Raw genomic sequence first — 16,545 nt, forward strand, 5'->3', positions numbered from 1 at the left:
ACGCCACGTCTTTTGGGCGATAATGCCTTGCAGAATAAACCTGCGGTAGGCGGTGGAAAGAAGGACGGGCACGGCGCGGCGCCGCGAGGCCAAGACCCCCGCTGCTCGGGGGCGATCAGAGCAGATAGACCGCCATGTAGCCGATGAAAAGCACGGCAATCCACAAGGCGGCGGCCCCGATCGCCCAGTCGCGGGCGAGCAGACCGTCGCGGGCGCTTTCCGCCACATCGTCGTCGTCCTTGGGGGCGAGGAGGGAGCGCGTGGGCGGGTGCAGCAACCCCCGCAGGCCGCGCAGCCGCGCCTCCAGCCACGTCCTGAGGGCGCCGAGCGCGCCGTAGCCGGCCGCACCGGCGCGTGCCAGGACGACCCGCCACAGCCAGTCCCAGTCCAGGCTGATCGTCAGCGTGCGGCGCATCAGCGGCAGCAGCAGGAAGAAGGCGAGGCCGGAGAACAGCAGAAGTTGCAGGTAGTAGACGACCTTGGCGCCCTTGTAGGGCACGTAGGTGACCGGATAGGGCAGGAGGTCGTAGAGCGGCTGCGGGTAGACGCCGAGCAGGATGCAGAGCGCGGCGAAGATGGCCATGGCGAGGCCCATGTTCCAGGGCGCGTCCTTGGGGCGCAGGCCGGAATCCTTCTGGAAGAAGACGAACCAGGGGAACTTGATGCCGGCATGCAGGAAGACGCCGGCCGAGGCGGCGGCGAGCAGCATGTAGACCAGGCCGAGATGCTCCATGGCCGCCGCCTCGGAGATCATCGTCTTGGTGGTGAAGCCCGAGGTCAGCGGGAAGCCGGAAATCGCCAGCGCCCCGACGATGCCGCAGGCCGCCGTCAGCGGCATGGTGCGGAACAGGCCGCCGACGTCGGTGCAGAGGGTCTTGCCGGTGCGGTAGACCACCGTGCCGGCGCTCATCAGCAGCAGCGCCTTGTAGATGATGTGGGCGAAGGCGTGCGCCGCGGCGCCGTTCAGCGCCATCTCGGTGCCGATGCCGATGGCGCAGACCATGAAGCCCACCTGGTTGACGATCGAGTAGGCCAAGATGCGGCGCACGTTGTTTTCCAGGAGGGCGTAGATGATGCCGTACATCACCATGTAGAGACCGACGCCGATCAGCACCGGTTCGCCCGGGAACAGCAGAATCAGCGCCAGCACCGCGGTCTTGGTGGTGAAGGCGGAAAGGAACACCGATCCGGTCGGGCTCGCCTCCGGGTAGGAGTCGGCCAGCCAGGCCGACACCGGCGGCGCGGCGGCGTTGACCAGCAGGCCGATCAGCACCATCCAGGTCGCGAAGTCGACCGCGCGCAGCGGCTGAACCGCCAGGGTGCCGGTCTGCATGATGACGCCGACGATGCCCACCATCAGGATCACGCCGCCGAGGAGGTGCATCACCGCGTAGCGGAAACCGGCGCGGCGCGCGCCCGGCGTGCCGCCGCACAGCACCACAAGGGTGGAGAACAGCGCCATGATCTCCCAGTAGACGAACAGGGTGACGAGGTCGCCGGCGAAGCTGCAGCCGATGGCGCCGCCGGCATAGGCAGAGGCGGCGGCGAGCTCCTGCCAGCGCGCCTGACGGAAGGCGAAGAGGCCGCCGGTGAAGGCCATGAGCGCGAAGACGGTTGCGAAGAGCCGGCGCAACGAACTGCCGACGATCGGCGTCAGCTCATAGCTGAGGAAAGGAAGCGTCGCGACGGTTCCGTCGGGCACCTGCCAGACCGCCCAGAGAGTCAGCAGGGGCGCGACCAGGATCACCGCGGTGCGCAGGTGACTGCGCGTCAGGCCGATCAGCAAGGCGCCGGCGAAGAGGATCAGGGCTGGGGGCAGTCCCTCAATCATCGCCGGCATCCTTGTCGTAGTAGTCGTCGGGCCGCTTCAGGACGAAGCCCAGGCCCTTGGCGGCGAGCACCATGATCAGGCAGGACAGGAAGCCGTAGACGGCGCCGAAGGCGTACCAGCCGTCGATGCCGAAGTGGCCGTCGGTGCCGGTCAGAAACTGCACGCCGACGGTCAGCAGCAGGATTGCGATGAAGATCAACCACAGCAGCCGGATCGATGCGGGCCGCACCAGCCAGTGGTCGTCCTTGGGGTTCGTCATGACAGTATCCCCCTCGTGGTCGTCGCCTTCATCAGGGCAGCCCCATGGAAATCTCGCTGGCGAGCTGCAGCGCCGGCTGGTGGAAGAAGAAGAAGGCGATCGTCAGGGCCGCGGTGATCGTCAGCGCCAGCACGGCCGGGAAGGGCGCTTCGCCGTGGTCCTTCTTTACCCCTGAGGCAGCCGCGGCGCCCACGCTGCCCGGCGCTGCTTCCTCGCGGGCAAACCAGGCAAGCACGATGATCGGCAGGAAGTAGCCCGCGTTCAGCGCGGTGCTGAGCACGACGGTCGCCATGGCCACGTAGTTGTCGGCCTCGTAGGCGCCGGCCAGCAGGTACCATTTGGAGATGAAACCGCCGGTCGGCGGCACGCCGATCATACTGAGCGCGCCGATGGTGAAGGCGGCCATGGTCCAGGGCATGCGCCGGCCGATGCCGCGCAGCTGGTGCACCTCGGTCTTCTTGGAGGCGGTGTAGATCGCGCCGGCGGCGAAGAAGAGGGTGATCTTGGCGAAGGCGTGGGCGGCGATGTGCAGCACCGCGCCGACCTCGGCCAGCGGCTTAAAGAGCGCGGCGGCCAAGACCACGTAGGAGAGCTGCGAGCAGGTCGAGTAGGCGAGCAGGCGCTTCAGGTTCTGCTGGCGCAGGGCGACCAGGCTTGCGGCGAGAATGGTGAAGGCCGCGGCATAGAGAAGCCAGTCGGCGCTGGGGGTCGCGGCCAGGAAGTCGACGCCGAAGACGTAGAAGATGACCTTCAGAATGCTGAAGACGCCGGCCTTCACGACGGCGACGGCATGCAGCAGGGCGCTGACCGGGGTCGGCGCGACCATCGCCGCGGGCAGCCAGCGGTGCACCGGCATGATCGCCGCCTTGCCGATGCCGAAGGCATAGAGGCCGAGCAGCAGGCCGACCGCCGGGCCGGCGATGTGCCCCGCCAGGATCCCGCCGTCCGTAAAGTCGCCGGTGCCGGCGACGCCGTAGGTCCAGATGACCGCCGGAAGGAAGAGGCCGATGGAGGTCAGCAGCAGCAGGCCCAGGTAGACGCGGGCCGAGCGCACTGAGTTCTCATCGCCCTTGTGGGTCACCAGCGGATAGGTCGAGAGGGTCAGCGCTTCATAGAACAGGTAAAGCGTAAAGAGGTTCGCCGCGAAGGCGACACCGATGGCGGCGACGATGGCGAGGGCGAAGAAAGCGTAGAAGCGGGTCTGGTGCTTCTCGTTGTTGCCGCGCATGTAGCCGATGGAATACAGCGAGTTCACGATCCACAGCCCGGAGGCGATGATCGCGAAGAGCATGCCCAGGGGCTCGACCTCGAAGGCGATATCGATACCCGGCACCAAGGTGGCGATGTGCACGGCGGGGCGGGCGCCGGCCAGCACGTCGGGCAGCAGGCTCAGCACGTTGGCGGCCAGCAGGACGGAGGTCGTGAGGGTCACGGCCTCGCGCAGGTTGGCGCTGAAGCGCCCGGCCAGCAGGATGCCGAGGGTTCCGGCCGCGGGCAGCAGGATCGCGGCGAGGATGGCGGCTTCGGGGCTCATGCGAGGGGGCTCATGCGGTCAGGCCTCATGGCAGGTGCTGCAGCAGGGATGCTGCCGCTGCCTGGGAGAGTTTGATCGGCAGGCCGGGCGCCAGGCCGAAGTAGACGTTGCCGAGCACCGCGGCCCAGGTGACCACCAGCAGCATCGGCGGCGCCTCGTGCCGGCCCTCCGGGCTCCCTGCCTGCGGGCTCTGGAAGTAGGCTGCCTCGACCACGCGCCAGACGTAGACCACCGCCATCAGCGAGCCGATCAGCACCACGGCCACCACGGCGATGCCGAGGCTGCCCTCGGCCAGCGCGGCTGAGATCAGCAGCCATTTGCTGACGAAGCCGGCGGTGCCGGGAATGCCGATGAGGCTGAGGCCGGCGATGACGAAGGCGGCCATGGTCCAGGGCATGCGCTTGGCGGCCCCGGCCAGGTCGCCGAGCCTGAGCCCCTGGATGTGCATGCCCAGGCAGGCGACGGCGAGGAAGAGCGCGCCCTTGGCGAGCGCGTGGTTGAAGATGTGGATGATGCCGGCCGAGAGGCCGGTGGCGCTCAGCAGGCTGACGCCCAGCATGATATAGCCGATCTGGGCGACGGAGGAATAGGCGAGCAGGCGCTTCAGGTTGCGCTCCATCATCGCCACGCCGGAGGCCAGCAGGATGGCGAGCAGGGCCAGCGGCATGAGGAAGTGGGAGAACTGGAACTCGTGGCCGGGCAGGTTGCCCTGGAAGACCAGGAAGTCGAAACGCAGCAGCACGTAGATCTGCACCTTGGTCGCACAGGCCGCGAGGAAGACGGTGACCGCGTGTGGCGCGTAGGTATAGGCGTTGGGCAGCCAGGCGTGCAGCGGAAAGACCGCGGCCTTCAGGGCGAGGCCGACGATGATGAAGCCGGCCGCGGCCAGTACCGGCCTCTGGTCGGCGACCTCGTGGACGCGCTGGGCCATGTCGGCGAGGTTCAGCGTGCCGGTCATCATGTAGATCAGGCCGACGCCGATCAGGTAGAAGGTCGCCCCGATGGTGCCCATGACCAGGTACTTGAAGGTCGCCGGCAGCGCGCGCCGGTTGGGCCCGGCGGCGATCAGGATGTAGCTGGCGAGGGAGGAAACCTCCATGAACACGAAGATATTGAAGGCGTCCGCCGAGACCACGATGCCGGCAAGGCCGGCCAGTGCCAGCATCCAGGCGCCGTAGAACAGCGGCTGGCGCGCGTCGTCGATGTCCACGTCAAGGCTGCGCCGCCCGGCGAGCAGGGCCACCAGCGAGGCGCCGGTGACCACCAAGAGCAAGAGGCTGGTGAGGGCGTCGACCCTGATCTCGATGCCGTAGGGGGCGGCCCAGCCGCCCACGGCGTAGCGGTACTCGTCGCCGGAAAGCACGCCGGCGGTCAGCGAGACGGCGATGGCGAAAGCCATGGCGCTGGCGGCGCTGGCGGCGGCCCAGGCCAGGCCGCGCGGGCGCAGCAGCACGACAAAGGGCGCCGACAGCAGCGGCACCACAACCTGCAGGACCGCCAGGTGGTAGGCTTCGACGCTCACTGCCGGTCAAGCTCCCTGATCTCGTTCTCCTCGACCGAATCGTAGGCTTCCTTGATGCGCACGATGATGGCGAGCCCGAGGGCCAGGGTCGAAATTCCGACCACGATGGCTGTCAGGATCAGGACCGACGGCAGCGGGTTGGAGAACACCCGGCCGGTGACGTCCGCGTGGAAGATCGGCGCCGTGCCGCCCTCGACCGGGCCCATGGAGATGTAGAGCAGGAACACCGCGGACTGAAACAGAGACAGCCCGATGAGCTTCTTGACCAGGTTGAGCTTCGCGGTGACCGCATAGAAGCCGATCATCAGCAGGATCGCGAAGACCCAGTAGTTGTACAACTCGAGGATTTCCATCACTTCGCCCCGCGTGCCGCGAAGGAATGGAAGATGCTGATGAGCACGCCGGTGACCGTGACGCCGACGCCGGCCTCGATCACCAGGATGCCGTAGTGCTGGCCGTGCACCGGGTCGTGGGCGAGTACCGAGTAGTCGAGGAAGTTGCCGCCCAGCAGCATGCAGGCCACGCCTGTGAAGCCGTAGATCAGGGGACCGGTGGCGGCCATCAGTCTCAGCAGCCAGGCCGGCAGGGCCTGCCGCGCCTGCTCCTCGCCCTCGAGAAGCGCGTAGAGCACGACGCTGGCGGCGACGATGACGCCGGCCTGGAAGCCGCCGCCCGGACTGTAGTCACCGTGGAACTGGACGTAGAGCGCGAACAACAGGATGAAGGGGATCAGCAGGCGGCCGACCACCCGTGGAATCTGGTAGTGGCGCAGCCCGGTCTTGCCGGCAAAGGTCATGGCCGGTGACACCTTCGGCTGGCCGACCGGCGCCTTGCCGAGCAGGAACAGCACGCCGATGCCCGCGGTGAAGACCACGAAGGTCTCGCCCAGCGTGTCGTAGCCGCGAAAGCTGGCCAGGACGGCGGTGACCACGTTGGGCACGTCGATGTATTCGGGAGTCTTCTCCAGATACCAGGGCGCCACGTGGAGCTGCGCCGGGGCGTTCGGGTCGCCGAGGCGCGGCATGTCGAAGGTGGCGTAGACCAGGACCGCGGTGATGACCGTCACCACGGCGAGGGCGGCCGCGCGGCCGGCGGTGCCGGCCCGCTCGTTCTCGGCGGTGAGCGCCAGCGCGCCGAGGAACAGCACCGTTGAGATGCCTGCGCCGACGGCGGCCTCCGTCAAGGCGACGTCGGCCGCATCGAGCAGGAAGAAGATCATCGCGCTCATGAGGCTGAAGATGCCCGACAGCATGGCGGCGGCGAAAAGGTTCTTCGTCTGCACGATCGCCAGCGCGGTGATCACCATCAAGGTGAGCAGGAAGATGATGAAGAAGACGGTGAAAACGGTCATGAGCGCGGCTCTTGTCGCCAGGGCTTCGCCAGTCCCGGATTGATGCCCGCCAGGAGGGCGGCGCTGGCCAGCGCATTGGCGGCGGTCGGGCTGGTGAACAGCATGAAGATCAGGATCGCCGCCAGCTTTACCGTCTCAAGAGTGATGCCCGCCTGCAGGACCAGGCCGCCGAGGACCAGCATTGCGCCCAGCGAGTCGGTGACACTGGCGGCATGCATGCGGGTGTAGAGGTCCGGCATGCGCAGGGCGCCGATGCCGCCGACCAGCACGAAGAAGCCCCCGACGGTGAGCAAGACCCAGCTTGCGACGTCCACGACCATGGCCATGCTGCTACTCCCCCTCTTTTTCTTCGGCCAGGCTGCGCTGGGCACGCACCCGGAAGAACTCGAGCACCGCCAGCACGCCGATGAAGTTGATCAAGGCGTAAGTCAACGCCAAGTCGAGAAAGTCCGGCCGGCCAATGAAGAAAGCGGCCACCGCCAGCAGCAGCACGGTCTTGGTGCCGAGCATGTTCACCGCCAGCACGCGGTCGTAGACGGTGGGCCCGATGAGGGCGCGCGCCAGCGCGAGGGCCATGGTTACGAGGATGGCGACGATCACGGCGTAGTAGATCATCAGCGGTCCCCGAGGCTCGCTACCCGGCGGTCCATTTCGCCCGACATCAGGTCTTCGGCGCCTTCCTGGGTCAGGGCGTGGACCTTCAACTCGCCCTGATGCAGGTCGAGGGTCAGGGTTCCGGGGGTCAGCGTGATGGAGTTGGCGAAAATTACCTGACCGATAGGGCCGACTGCGCTGGCCTTGAGCTCGATGTAGCGGGCGCTGATCGGCAGGCGCGGGTTCAGCACCACCTTGGTGACCGCCAGGCTGGACATGACGATCTCCTTGATGAGCCAGCCCCAATAGGTCAGCAGACGCAGGCTGATGGTCAGCGCGAAGATTTCCCGATTGAAGTAGCCCATGCGCCAGACGATGACCAAGGTCGCCAGGCACGAAAAGGCACCGAGGCCGAGCAGCAGCGGATCGAAATGGCCCGACCACAGCACCCAGGCCGCCGCGAGAAAGCAGAGCAGCATCAGCATGCCGCGCAACGTGGCTGCAGGATTCTTCTTCATCGACCCGGCAGCGTCCGTCTGCGCTTTAACAGGGTGAGGTTTCTCACTCAGCCAGCAACTCCCTGTGTCTTGTCGTTTTTTGGCCCACCAAAGGACTGCCCGTTTCAGGCGGAACGAGCCTACTGACGGAGCCGCGCCGGTCAAGACAAACCGGCCGGGAATCGGCAGAATCGTGTGGCTAGCATGGCCAGGATACCAGCTTGGTATGACGATCCGACCAGCTTCGACGTTCCACGCCGCAAAGTGGTCTGTATCTTGGACCCAAAGGCACCTCGGGCGAATCGCACAGGCCGCAAGTGATCTGTCGGAGGCGCCGGCAGACCCCGGCAAAGGGGATCGCCAGGAAGCTCACGCGAGGGTAGATTCCGCTTCTCGATTCCCCTCACAGCCGTGCAAGGCAGACCATGGTCTCCAGTCCCAGACCTATTATTATCGACACCGATCCCGGCCAGGACGACGCCATCGCCATCCTGCTGGCCCTGGCGTCCGATGAGTTCGAGGTCCTGGGCATCACCGTGGTGGCGGGCAACGTGCCGCTGGCGCTGACCGAACAGAACGCCCGCAAGGTCTGCGAGCTGGCCGGGCGGCCGGAGGTGAAGGTCTTCGCCGGCTGTTCCCGCCCGCTGGTGCGCCCGCAGGTGACGGCGGAGGCGTGGCACGGCAAGACCGGCCTGGACGGCCCCGACCTGCCGGCCCCCACCATGCCGCTGCAGAAGCAGCACGCCGTCGACTGGATCGTCGACACCCTGCGCGCGGCCCCGGCCGGCAGCATCACGCTCTGCACCCTGGGGCCGCTCACCAATATCGCGACGGCGCTGATCAAGGCCCCGGACATCGCCCCGCGCATCGCCGAGATTGTCATGATGGGCGGCGGCTTCTTCGAGGGCGGCAACATCACCCCGGCCGCCGAATTCAACATCTACGTCGATCCGCACGCCGCCCATGTGGCCTTCACTTCGGGCGTCAAGTTGACCATGCATCCGATTGATGTGACTCACAAAGCCCTGATGTCGAAGGCGTGGATCGACTCCCTGCGCGCGCTCGGCACGCGGACCGGCGCCGCGGCCGCGGCCATGTTGGACTTCTACGAACGATTCGACATGAAAAAGTATGGCTCGGAGGGCGGCCCGCTGCACGATCCCTGCGTGCTGGCCTACCTGCTGCGGCCGGAGCTCTTCGGCGGCAAGGACTGCAGCGTGCAGATCGAGACCGGCTCGGAGCTGACCATGGGGATGACCGTCGTCGACTGGTGGAACGTCACCCCCATGCCGCCTAACTGCAGGGTGATAAATCAGATCGACGCCGCCGGTTTCTACACCCTGATCGGCGAGCGCCTGGCGCGGCTGCCCTGAAGTCCGGCGCAGTTCGATGAAGCTGATGATGTTTTGGCTGGGTAGAGGGTAGGAGGTCCCGGATGCTGCCGGTCATTGCCTGGCTGCTCTGCCTGTTCTTGGTTGCCCGCATCTTTGGCGTGGCGGCGGAGCGCATCGGGCAGTCGGCGCCGGTGGGCGAGCTTCTCGCCGGGGTCTTGCTGGCCCTGGCACTGGCGCTGCTCGGACCCCTGAACGGCTTCGTGGCCACCAACGACGCTATCCCCTACCTGGCCGATATCGCCGCCCTGGCGATCTTCTTCCTGGTGCTTCAGGCCGGTGTTGAATTGGCGCCGAAGGAGGTCTTCGCTGCTTCCCGCGGGGCCCTGCTGGTGGCGCTGGGCGGCGTGTTGCTGCCGCTGGCCCTGGGCGTCGCTCTGGCGTGGTGGGCGATTCCGGACTCGGAACTGAAGCTGGCTCAGGCCCTGGTAGTCGGCGTGGCCATTTCGGTGACCGCCATCCCCGCCACGGCAAGGGTGTTTGAGGAACTCGGCCTGCTGCACAACCGGCTCGGCGTCATGGTGCTTTCCGCCGCCTTGATCGACGATGTCTTCGGCCTGCTGCTGCTGGCCGCCGTGACGACGGTCGCCACCACCGCCGGCGGGGTCGACCTGGCCGGTCTCGGGTGGCTCGCGGCCAAGGCCGCCGGATTCTTCGCGGTGACCAGCCTCCTCGGCGTCCACGTCTACCCTCATATCAGCGGGCGCCTGCGGGAAGAGAAGGTCATGGCGCTGGAATTGAGCGCCCTTGTGGCGGTCGGCCTCGCCTATGCGATCCTGGCCGAAGCGCTCGGGTTGCACTGGGTGATGGGGGCCTTCATGGCCGGCCTGTTCTTCGAGCCGCACCGCATCGGCCGCCGGCCCTATGAAGACATGCGGCTCGTCCTGGCGGCTATATGCAGCGGCGTGCTCGGCCCGATGTTCTTCGTTTCGATCGGACTCCAGGTCGACCTCGCCGCCGCGGTGGCCGAGCCGCTGCTGCTGGTGCTGGTCATATCCGCCGCCTTCCTCGGGAAGCTGGTCGGCGCCGGCCTGCCGGCACGGTTGCTGGGCTTTGACAGGCGCCAAGCCTGCGCCATAGGTGTCGGCATGTCGGCGCGCGGTGCGGTCGAGCTGATCATCCTGGGCGTAGTGGCCGAGGCCGGCGTCTTTACGCCCGGCCCGGAGAACGGTGTCGTCGGCAGCCTGTTTTCGATGCTTGTTCTCATGGCGGTAGTGACGACCTTGGTGACACCGCTTGCCCTGCGCTGGCTGCTGAAGCGTGATGACTAGCATTGCCGCGCTGAAGCCGAGGCCCCGCTTCATCGGCAGCGAGATCTACCGCCGCTCGACCTACGGCGGGCGCCATCCGCTGGCGATCCCCCGGGTCTCCACCTGCATCGACCTCTGCCGCGCCCTCGGCTGGCTGCCCTCCGAGAGCGATCCTTGCGGGGTCTATATCGACAGCCCGCGCGCCTCGGCGGCGGAACTGGCGCGCTTCCACGACCCGGCCTACATCGAAGCCGTACAGCGCGCCGAGGCGGACCAGGACCTGCCGGCGGAACAGCAGGTCCGCTTCAATCTGGGGCGCAACGGCAATCCGATCTATCCGGAGGTCTTCCGCCGCCCGGCCACCGCCTGCGGCGCCTCGATTCTGGCCGGTCGCACCCTGGCGGCGGGCGCCGCGGCGCTCTACAGCCCGGCCAGCGGGACCCACCACGGCCGCCCGGACCGGGCCAGCGGCTTCTGCTACTTCAACGATCCGGCACTGGCCATCCTGGCGCTGCTCGACGGCGGCCTGGAACGGGTCTTCTACCTGGATGTCGACGCCCACCACGGCGACGGCGTGCAGGACGCCTTCCACGACGACCCCCGGGTCTTCACCCTTTCCATCCACGAGAACGCCCGCTGGCCCATGGATCAGGCGGGGGCCGTGCAGGGGGCGGGGACACTCGACGACCGCGCGGGCGGGCAGGCGCGCAACCTGCCGGTGCCCGAGGGCTTCAACGACAGCGAACTGGACTTTCTGATGGAGGCGGCGGTGCTGCCGTTGATCGAGGGCTTCGCGCCGCAGGCACTGGTCCTGCAGTGCGGCGCCGACGCCCTGGCCGAGGATCCCTTGAGCAAGCTCGCGCTTTCCAACGGCGCCCTGTGGCGGGTGGTGGCGCAGGTCAAGGGGCTGGCGCCGCGCCTGCTGGTGACCGGCGGCGGGGGCTATAACCCCTGGTCCGTGGGGCGCGCCTGGGCCGGAGTCTGGGCGACCCTGAATGGCTTCGAGGTGCCCGAGCGCCTGCCGGCGGCGGCCGAGGCGGTGCTGCGCGCCCTGGAATGGCGCCACAGCCGGGGCCGTAACCCGCCGGAGGCCTGGTTCACCACCCTGGCCGACGCGCCGCGTCCCGGGCCGCTGCGCCCGGAAATATGGCAGATCGCCGCCGCGGTGCGGGCGCCCTAGACGCGCCGCACGGCTGCGGTTACATCTAACGCCATGAAACGGCTTTTATCTCTCGTCATCCTGCTGGCTGCCATGACCCTCCCCGGGGCGGCGCTGGCCCAGTCCGGGCCGCTGGTCGCCTTCGGCACCGGCGAGCTCAACATCGAAACCGCCTCCGGCGAGAACCATTCCTTTCAGGTGGAGATCGCCGAGACCCCCGATCAGCGCGCTCAGGGGCTGATGTTCCGCCGCCAGATGGCCGCGGAGGCGGGCATGCTGTTTCTCTTCGAAGGCGGCTCGCAGGAGCGGGCGATGTGGATGAAGAACACGCTTATCCCGCTGGATATGCTGTTCATTGACGAGGCGGGGAAGATCGTGCGCATTGAGCAGCGCACGGTGCCGCATTCCTTGCGGGCGATCAGATCGGGCCAGCCGGTGGCGGCTGTGCTGGAACTCAATGCCGGGACGACGTCACGTCTCGCGATCGAACCCGGTGACCGGGTGATCCATCCAGCATTCAATTAAAACAAAGTTCCCGGGAACTCTCTAACAACCGTCTAAGAGACTCTAATGTCTCGAGGAGCCTGAGTGCATCGACCTCACAAAGGGGTCCTCATCCGGCTTGCGCCGGTACCACTCAACAGTACGCAGGAAGCGTCTTAGGCTTCCGGATCCAGGGCAACCTGTTCCATCGCACGCCAGCCTTCGCCGGCCGCGACCAGGCAGCTCATGCCCTGCGGGGTCGTCACAATGATCGACCAGGTGGTGCCGTTGCCGGTGCTGAGCACCTCGACCAGACCGCCGTTGTGGGTCACGCCCAGAGCCACGGGCTGCTCTTTGTACTTCTGCTGCAGAACCTGCAGGACGGAGTCTCGCTGATCACACTGAGGCTGCGCCATCGCTACGCTGGTGCTAGCGAGGGCGAGTCCAGCGCCGAGCGCTAAAATCTTCCACATGATAAGCCTCATTCTTCGTTTGACGGTCAGCGAAACCTCTTCGCCGATGTAACGAGTCTTTCATGTGCGAGTGAAGATGCTGTTAACACCTGCTTAAGCATGAGTTAACGACCTAGGACAAATTTCGACTACAAGGCCTAGGAATTCTGTTTATGAGCGAGCATGATTCCGTCGCCCAGAGGCAGCAGAGAGCAGTTAACTCGTTGGTCTACTGATATTTTTGCATTGAGGGCGCGAATAGCTTCGGTATCGCTATCATTTGCAGTCGAATCTATTACCGAGCCACCCCACAAAACATTATCAACGGCGATGAGTCCGCCCGGACGCAGCAGTTCGAGTGCGCGTTCGTAATAAGAATCGTAGTTGGATTTGTCGGCATCGATGAAGACGAAATCGTAGGTTCCGGCGCCGCCGGCGGCGATCAGGGCGTCCAGTGTCTCCACTGCCGGGGCGAGGCGCAGGTCGATTCGCTCGGCGACTCCGGCCTCCTGCCAATAGCGTCGGGCGACAGCAGTGGTCTTCTCGTTCACGTCGCAGGCGATGAGGCGGCCGTCCGGCGGCAGGGCCAGGACCACAGCCAGGGCGGAATAGCCGGTGAAGGTGCCGACCTCGATGCAGCGCCGCGCGCCCATGAGACGCGCCAGCAGCGCCATGAACTGGCCCTGGTCCGGCGAGATCTGCATGCCGGCGGCGGGCAGGCCCGCGGTCTCCTCGCGCAGGCGGCGCAGGATCTCCGGCTCGCGCAGGGAGTTCGCCAGCAGATAGTCGTAAAGTGCGTCGCTCAGTCCGATGCTGCGTCGTGCCATGGGGCCTCCTTGCCGGGGAGAGCGCCGTCTAAAGCAGCTTGCCCTCGAAGGGATGGTTACCGTCGCGGTCCTCGATCTCCACCACCCAGACGTCCGGGTCGCGTTTGACCGCCCGTTCGATATAGGCATCGGCGTCGGCTTCCGCCACCAGTTCGCCACCCAGCGCCGGCATCCAGGCGATGGCGCCCTCCATGTCCCGGGTCTGACTCAGCACCTTCACGCCCTGGTCCAACTGGTTGAGCTTCAGGATCAGCATGCCGCTGTTCTTCTCGCCGCGGTGGACCACCGTCGCCGGGATACCGTCGACGATGCAGCGCTTGATGTGCGCCTTGATCCACAGTTCGGCCGGCAGGCGATCGTCCATATCAGAAAGGGCCCGACTCGCCGTGCATCAGATCTGCTCTTTGGTCTTGAGGAAGCGCAGGTCGGGATTGTCCTCGGTCGCGCGGTCCAGGTGCCAGGCGTTGCGGGCCAGGAAGACCGGCGCGCCGGTGTGGTCGCTGCCGATGGCGCCCTGGTTGGCGTCGAGGAAGCGCTTCAGCTTCAGCGGATCGTCGGCCTCCACCCAGCGCGCGGTGTGCAGGGCCGTCGGCTCAAAGCGCACCGGCACCTCGTATTCCGTGCGGATGCGGTCGGCCAGCACGTCGAACTGCAGCGGGCCGACCACGCCGACGATCCAGTCGGCGCCGATGTTCGGCTTGATGACCCGCGCGGCGCCTTCCTCGGCCAGCTGCTGCAGGGCGCGGCCCAGATGCTTGGCGCGCAGCGGGTCGATCGGGCGCACGGCCTGCAGGTGTTCCGGCGCGAAGGAGGGGATGCCGGTGAACTTCAGCTCTTCGCCCTCGGTCAGCGCGTCGCCGATGCCCAGGTTGCCGTGATTGGGAATGCCGATGATGTCGCCCGGCCAGGCCTCCTCCGCCAGCTCGCGGTCGCGCGCCAGGAACAGCACCGGGTTGTGCACGTTGATCACCTTGCCGCTGCGCGAATGCTTCAGCTTGCTGCCGCGCTTGAAGTGGCCGGAGCAGAGCCGGAAGAAGGCGATGCGGTCGCGGTGATTGGGGTCCATGTTGGCCTGGATCTTGAAGACGAAGCCGCTGATCTTGTCCTCGGTCGGCGACACCTCGCGCCCTTGCGTCGGCTGCGGGCGCGGCGGCGGCGCCATGTCGGCGACGCCCTGCAGCAGCTCGCGCACCCCGAAATTGTTCAGCGCCGACCCGAAGTAGACCGGCGTCATGTGGCCTTCCAGGTAGGACTGCTTGTCGAAGGCGGGGCAGAGCTCGCGCACCATCTCCACGTCCTCGCGCAGCTTGGCGACGGCGTCGGCGGGCAGCAGCTCGTCCAGCTTGGGATCGTCGATGCCGTCGCAGGACTCGCCCTCGGCGCCCATCTGGGTGCGGCTGCGCTCGACCAGCAGCAGGCGGTCGTGCAGCAGGTCGTAGCAGCCCAGGAAGTTGCGCCCCATGCCGATGGGCCAGGAGGCCGGGGTGACGTCCAGGGCCAGGCGCTGCTCCACCTCGTCCAGCAGCTCGAAGGGATCGCGGCTCTCGCGGTCCAGCTTGTTGACGAAGGTGATGATCGGCATGTCGCGCAGGCGGCACACCTCGAACAGCTTCAGGGTCTGCGCCTCGATGCCCTTGGCGGCGTCCAGCACCATGACCGCCGAGTCCACCGCCGTCAGGGTGCGGTAGGTGTCTTCGGAGAAGTCTTCGTGGCCCGGCGTGTCCAGCAGGTTGAAGGTCTTGCCGGCGTAGTCGTAGGTCATGACCGAGGAGGCGACGGAGATGCCGCGCTCGCGCTCCACCTTCATCCAGTCGGAATGGGCGCGCCGCTGCTCGCCGCGCGCCTTGACCGCGCCGGCCAACTGGATCGCGCCGCCGAACAGCAGCAGCTTTTCGGTCAGCGTGGTTTTCCCGGCGTCCGGGTGGGAGATGATCGCAAAGGTGCGCCGCCGGGCGACGGCTTCTGAAAGACTGGTCATGCTCTAGTGGGTCAAAGGGGCGGTCTTAAGGGCGCTCTCGGGGCCTGGGCTGCCCGGAAAATGGGGCTTTGGCGCCGATTTTACAAGCGTTTCCCGGTGTTTCGCGCGGCAGAAGCCGCCCCGGGAGCCCGTGGCGGGTTGGTTTCTTGCACCGGCTGCCCCAATTGTCCTACTGGCTCCGGCTCGGGCGCCTGTGCTAGCCCTGCCAAACCACTGACAACAAGGGCAGATTCCATGGCCTCGCTGACTTCCTGGTCCCCCCATGTCCTCAGCCTGCTGCGCGTCGCTTCCGGCGCGGCCTTCCTGGCGCACGGCACCATGAAGCTGCTGAACTTCCCGCCGGGCTATTCGCCGGAGTTGATGTCGATGCCGGGCGCCGCCGGAGTCATCGAGCTGGTCGGCGGCGCCCTCCTGGTGCTGGGCCTCTTCACCCGCCCGGCCGCTTTCGTCTGCTCGGGGACCATGGCCGTCGCCTATTTCGTCGCCCATGCGCCGAAGGGTTTCTTCCCGGTGCTGAATGGCGGCGACGCGGCGCTGCTCTACTGCTTCGTCTTCTTCTACCTGGTCTTCGCCGGCCCCGGCCCCTGGTCCCTGGACGCCATCGTCAGGAAGAAGAGATAGGATGCCCCATTAGCCTAAGTCCTGGGGCACATCCGCTTCCAGGTGGCGCAGGACCCTCCAGCGTAGCACTACTGCCCACACGCCGGCGCATGAGATCGCAAGTCCAATCAGTGCCAGGAAGCCTGTGAGCAAGGTAATGCCGAGGTCTCCTGTGTCTATGGTGAGGACGAGCATCAGCACGCAAAATGCGAAGAAAAGTAGGCCGCAGATCAACGCGATCCACGGTTTGGCTGGATGCTGGTTGGCGATATTGGCCCTCCGCTCGGCGGCGGTGAACAAAGGTACGTCAGATTTCTTCAACCCGTGGGTCCAGCCTCGGACCTTTATGACGTAGTGGGCCAGTAGAGCGAGCAGCAGTAAGATGCCGCCATACCGAAATACGCCATCCATATGCGTACGCCATGCCGCTGCCGTAAAGCCAATGACGAATAGGTCAAGGAACGTTGTGATTCGGCGATAGCGCTCGATTTCCTTGCAAAGGGCTTCGGAAGGAACTTCGTAGCCTGCTCCGAGCATCCACCAGGGAAAGAATATTCTGGTACCGTCGCGAGTGGTCTTGAAAGCGCTGTGTTGCTTCTTCGGATTGGCTCGCATGGGGCAAATCTCCGTGTCGCCGCGGCAGCATTAGACTAGCAACCATAGGTTTTGAAGTCCCTAGGGAATTCGCAAATTGAACCGGCATCATGGACAGTCTCGACCAGTCGCGCTTCTACCACCTCTCGGCGTTGAGTTCCGGCGGTGGCACCAGGCCTGGAGGACCGCTTTGACTGTGAGGTACGTAGTCACCAAGTTTGAG

At 66.3% G+C, this 16,545-nt stretch carries 19 protein-coding genes; 5 read left to right on the forward strand and 14 right to left on the reverse strand.

What is annotated here, in order from left to right; all coding sequences use genetic code 11:
- Positions 1-115: 115 nt before the first annotated feature.
- Genes H7X47_RS24925 through H7X47_RS24965 form a run of 9 tightly spaced genes read right to left on the reverse strand, consistent with a single transcriptional unit; the run spans position 116 to position 7,609 of the window.
- Complete coding sequence (locus H7X47_RS24925) at positions 116-1,831, reverse strand: Na(+)/H(+) antiporter subunit D (protein WP_193371498.1); 1,716 nt, start codon at positions 1,829-1,831, stop codon at positions 116-118.
- Positions 1,824-2,090 carry a hypothetical protein gene (locus H7X47_RS24930; RefSeq protein ID WP_193371499.1) on the reverse strand — a complete coding sequence of 89 codons (267 nt, stop codon included), beginning with the start codon at positions 2,088-2,090 and terminating at the stop codon, positions 1,824-1,826. Before H7X47_RS24930 ends, H7X47_RS24925 begins: the two co-directional genes overlap by 8 nt.
- 31 nt (positions 2,091-2,121) lie before the next feature.
- Positions 2,122-3,624: a monovalent cation/H+ antiporter subunit D family protein gene (locus H7X47_RS24935; RefSeq protein ID WP_193371500.1), complete on the reverse strand. Its 1,503-nt coding sequence runs from the start codon at positions 3,622-3,624 to the stop codon at positions 2,122-2,124.
- 25 nt (positions 3,625-3,649) lie between these two features.
- A complete protein-coding gene (locus H7X47_RS24940) occupies positions 3,650-5,146 on the reverse strand; it encodes a monovalent cation/H+ antiporter subunit D family protein (RefSeq protein ID WP_193371501.1) in 1,497 nt (498 codons plus the stop codon).
- Positions 5,143-5,499, reverse strand: coding sequence for a cation:proton antiporter subunit C (locus H7X47_RS24945; protein ID WP_193371502.1), 357 nt, complete (start codon positions 5,497-5,499; stop codon positions 5,143-5,145). Before H7X47_RS24945 ends, H7X47_RS24940 begins: the two co-directional genes overlap by 4 nt.
- Positions 5,499-6,497 carry a DUF4040 domain-containing protein gene (locus tag H7X47_RS24950; protein ID WP_193371503.1) on the reverse strand — a complete coding sequence of 333 codons (999 nt, stop codon included), beginning with the start codon at positions 6,495-6,497 and terminating at the stop codon, positions 5,499-5,501. Before H7X47_RS24950 ends, H7X47_RS24945 begins: the two co-directional genes overlap by 1 nt.
- The gene (gene mnhG, locus H7X47_RS24955) at positions 6,494-6,823 is read right to left on the reverse strand and encodes a monovalent cation/H(+) antiporter subunit G (RefSeq protein ID WP_193371504.1); all 330 of its coding nucleotides are present in this window, start codon (positions 6,821-6,823) and stop codon (positions 6,494-6,496) included. Before mnhG ends, H7X47_RS24950 begins: the two co-directional genes overlap by 4 nt.
- 4 nt (positions 6,824-6,827) lie before the next feature.
- Positions 6,828-7,112 (reverse strand): MrpF/PhaF family protein, encoded by a 285-nt coding sequence (locus tag H7X47_RS24960; protein WP_227010796.1) that lies wholly within the window; start codon positions 7,110-7,112, stop codon positions 6,828-6,830.
- Entirely contained in the window at positions 7,112-7,609 is a 498-nt protein-coding gene (locus H7X47_RS24965) for a Na+/H+ antiporter subunit E (protein WP_193371505.1), read from the reverse strand. The genes H7X47_RS24960 and H7X47_RS24965 overlap by 1 nt, the downstream gene beginning before the upstream one ends.
- Positions 7,610-8,013: 404 nt before the next feature.
- On the opposite strand from H7X47_RS24965, the gene H7X47_RS24970 reads away from it, so the two are divergent.
- The 4 genes from H7X47_RS24970 to H7X47_RS24985 all read left to right on the forward strand — a co-directional run bounded on the left by H7X47_RS24970 (position 8,014) and on the right by H7X47_RS24985 (position 11,913).
- The gene (locus H7X47_RS24970) at positions 8,014-8,961 is read left to right on the forward strand and encodes a nucleoside hydrolase (protein WP_193371506.1); all 948 of its coding nucleotides are present in this window, start codon (positions 8,014-8,016) and stop codon (positions 8,959-8,961) included.
- Positions 8,962-9,023: 62 nt separating this feature from the next.
- Positions 9,024-10,250, forward strand: coding sequence for a cation:proton antiporter (locus H7X47_RS24975; protein ID WP_193371507.1), 1,227 nt, complete (start codon positions 9,024-9,026; stop codon positions 10,248-10,250).
- Positions 10,243-11,409: an acetoin utilization protein AcuC gene (locus H7X47_RS24980; RefSeq protein WP_193371508.1), complete on the forward strand. Its 1,167-nt coding sequence runs from the start codon at positions 10,243-10,245 to the stop codon at positions 11,407-11,409. Before H7X47_RS24975 ends, H7X47_RS24980 begins: the two co-directional genes overlap by 8 nt.
- Positions 11,410-11,442: 33 nt before the next feature.
- Positions 11,443-11,913, forward strand: a complete 471-nt coding sequence (locus H7X47_RS24985) for a DUF192 domain-containing protein (RefSeq protein WP_193371509.1) — start codon at positions 11,443-11,445, stop codon at positions 11,911-11,913.
- A 134-nt stretch (positions 11,914-12,047) separates the two neighbouring features.
- Here the strand turns inward: H7X47_RS24985 and H7X47_RS24990 are convergent, their stop codons facing one another.
- The 4 genes from H7X47_RS24990 to H7X47_RS25005 form a co-directional block, all read right to left on the reverse strand.
- Positions 12,048-12,287 carry a hypothetical protein gene (locus tag H7X47_RS24990; protein WP_227010797.1) on the reverse strand — a complete coding sequence of 80 codons (240 nt, stop codon included), beginning with the start codon at positions 12,285-12,287 and terminating at the stop codon, positions 12,048-12,050.
- A gap of 194 nt (positions 12,288-12,481) precedes the next feature.
- Complete coding sequence (locus H7X47_RS24995; protein WP_193371511.1) at positions 12,482-13,150, reverse strand: class I SAM-dependent methyltransferase; 669 nt, start codon at positions 13,148-13,150, stop codon at positions 12,482-12,484.
- 28 nt (positions 13,151-13,178) lie between these two features.
- Entirely contained in the window at positions 13,179-13,514 is a 336-nt protein-coding gene (locus H7X47_RS25000; RefSeq protein WP_193371512.1) for a DUF1491 family protein, read from the reverse strand.
- Positions 13,515-13,541: 27 nt separating this feature from the next.
- On the reverse strand, positions 13,542-15,128 hold the full coding sequence (locus H7X47_RS25005; protein WP_193371513.1) for a peptide chain release factor 3: 1,587 nt from the start codon (positions 15,126-15,128) through the stop codon (positions 13,542-13,544).
- Between the two features lie 234 nt (positions 15,129-15,362).
- On the opposite strand from H7X47_RS25005, the gene H7X47_RS25010 reads away from it, so the two are divergent.
- Positions 15,363-15,749 (forward strand): DoxX family protein, encoded by a 387-nt coding sequence (locus H7X47_RS25010; RefSeq protein WP_193371514.1) that lies wholly within the window; start codon positions 15,363-15,365, stop codon positions 15,747-15,749.
- Positions 15,750-15,758: 9 nt separating this feature from the next.
- Here H7X47_RS25010 and H7X47_RS25015 read toward each other — a convergent pair whose 3' ends face one another.
- Positions 15,759-16,343 (reverse strand): hypothetical protein, encoded by a 585-nt coding sequence (locus H7X47_RS25015; protein ID WP_193371515.1) that lies wholly within the window; start codon positions 16,341-16,343, stop codon positions 15,759-15,761.
- Positions 16,344-16,545: the final 202 nt, after the last annotated feature.

It is taken from the genome of Pelagibius marinus (genome assembly GCF_014925385.1).
GTDB classification, from domain to species: Bacteria; Pseudomonadota; Alphaproteobacteria; order Kiloniellales; family Kiloniellaceae; genus Pelagibius; species Pelagibius marinus.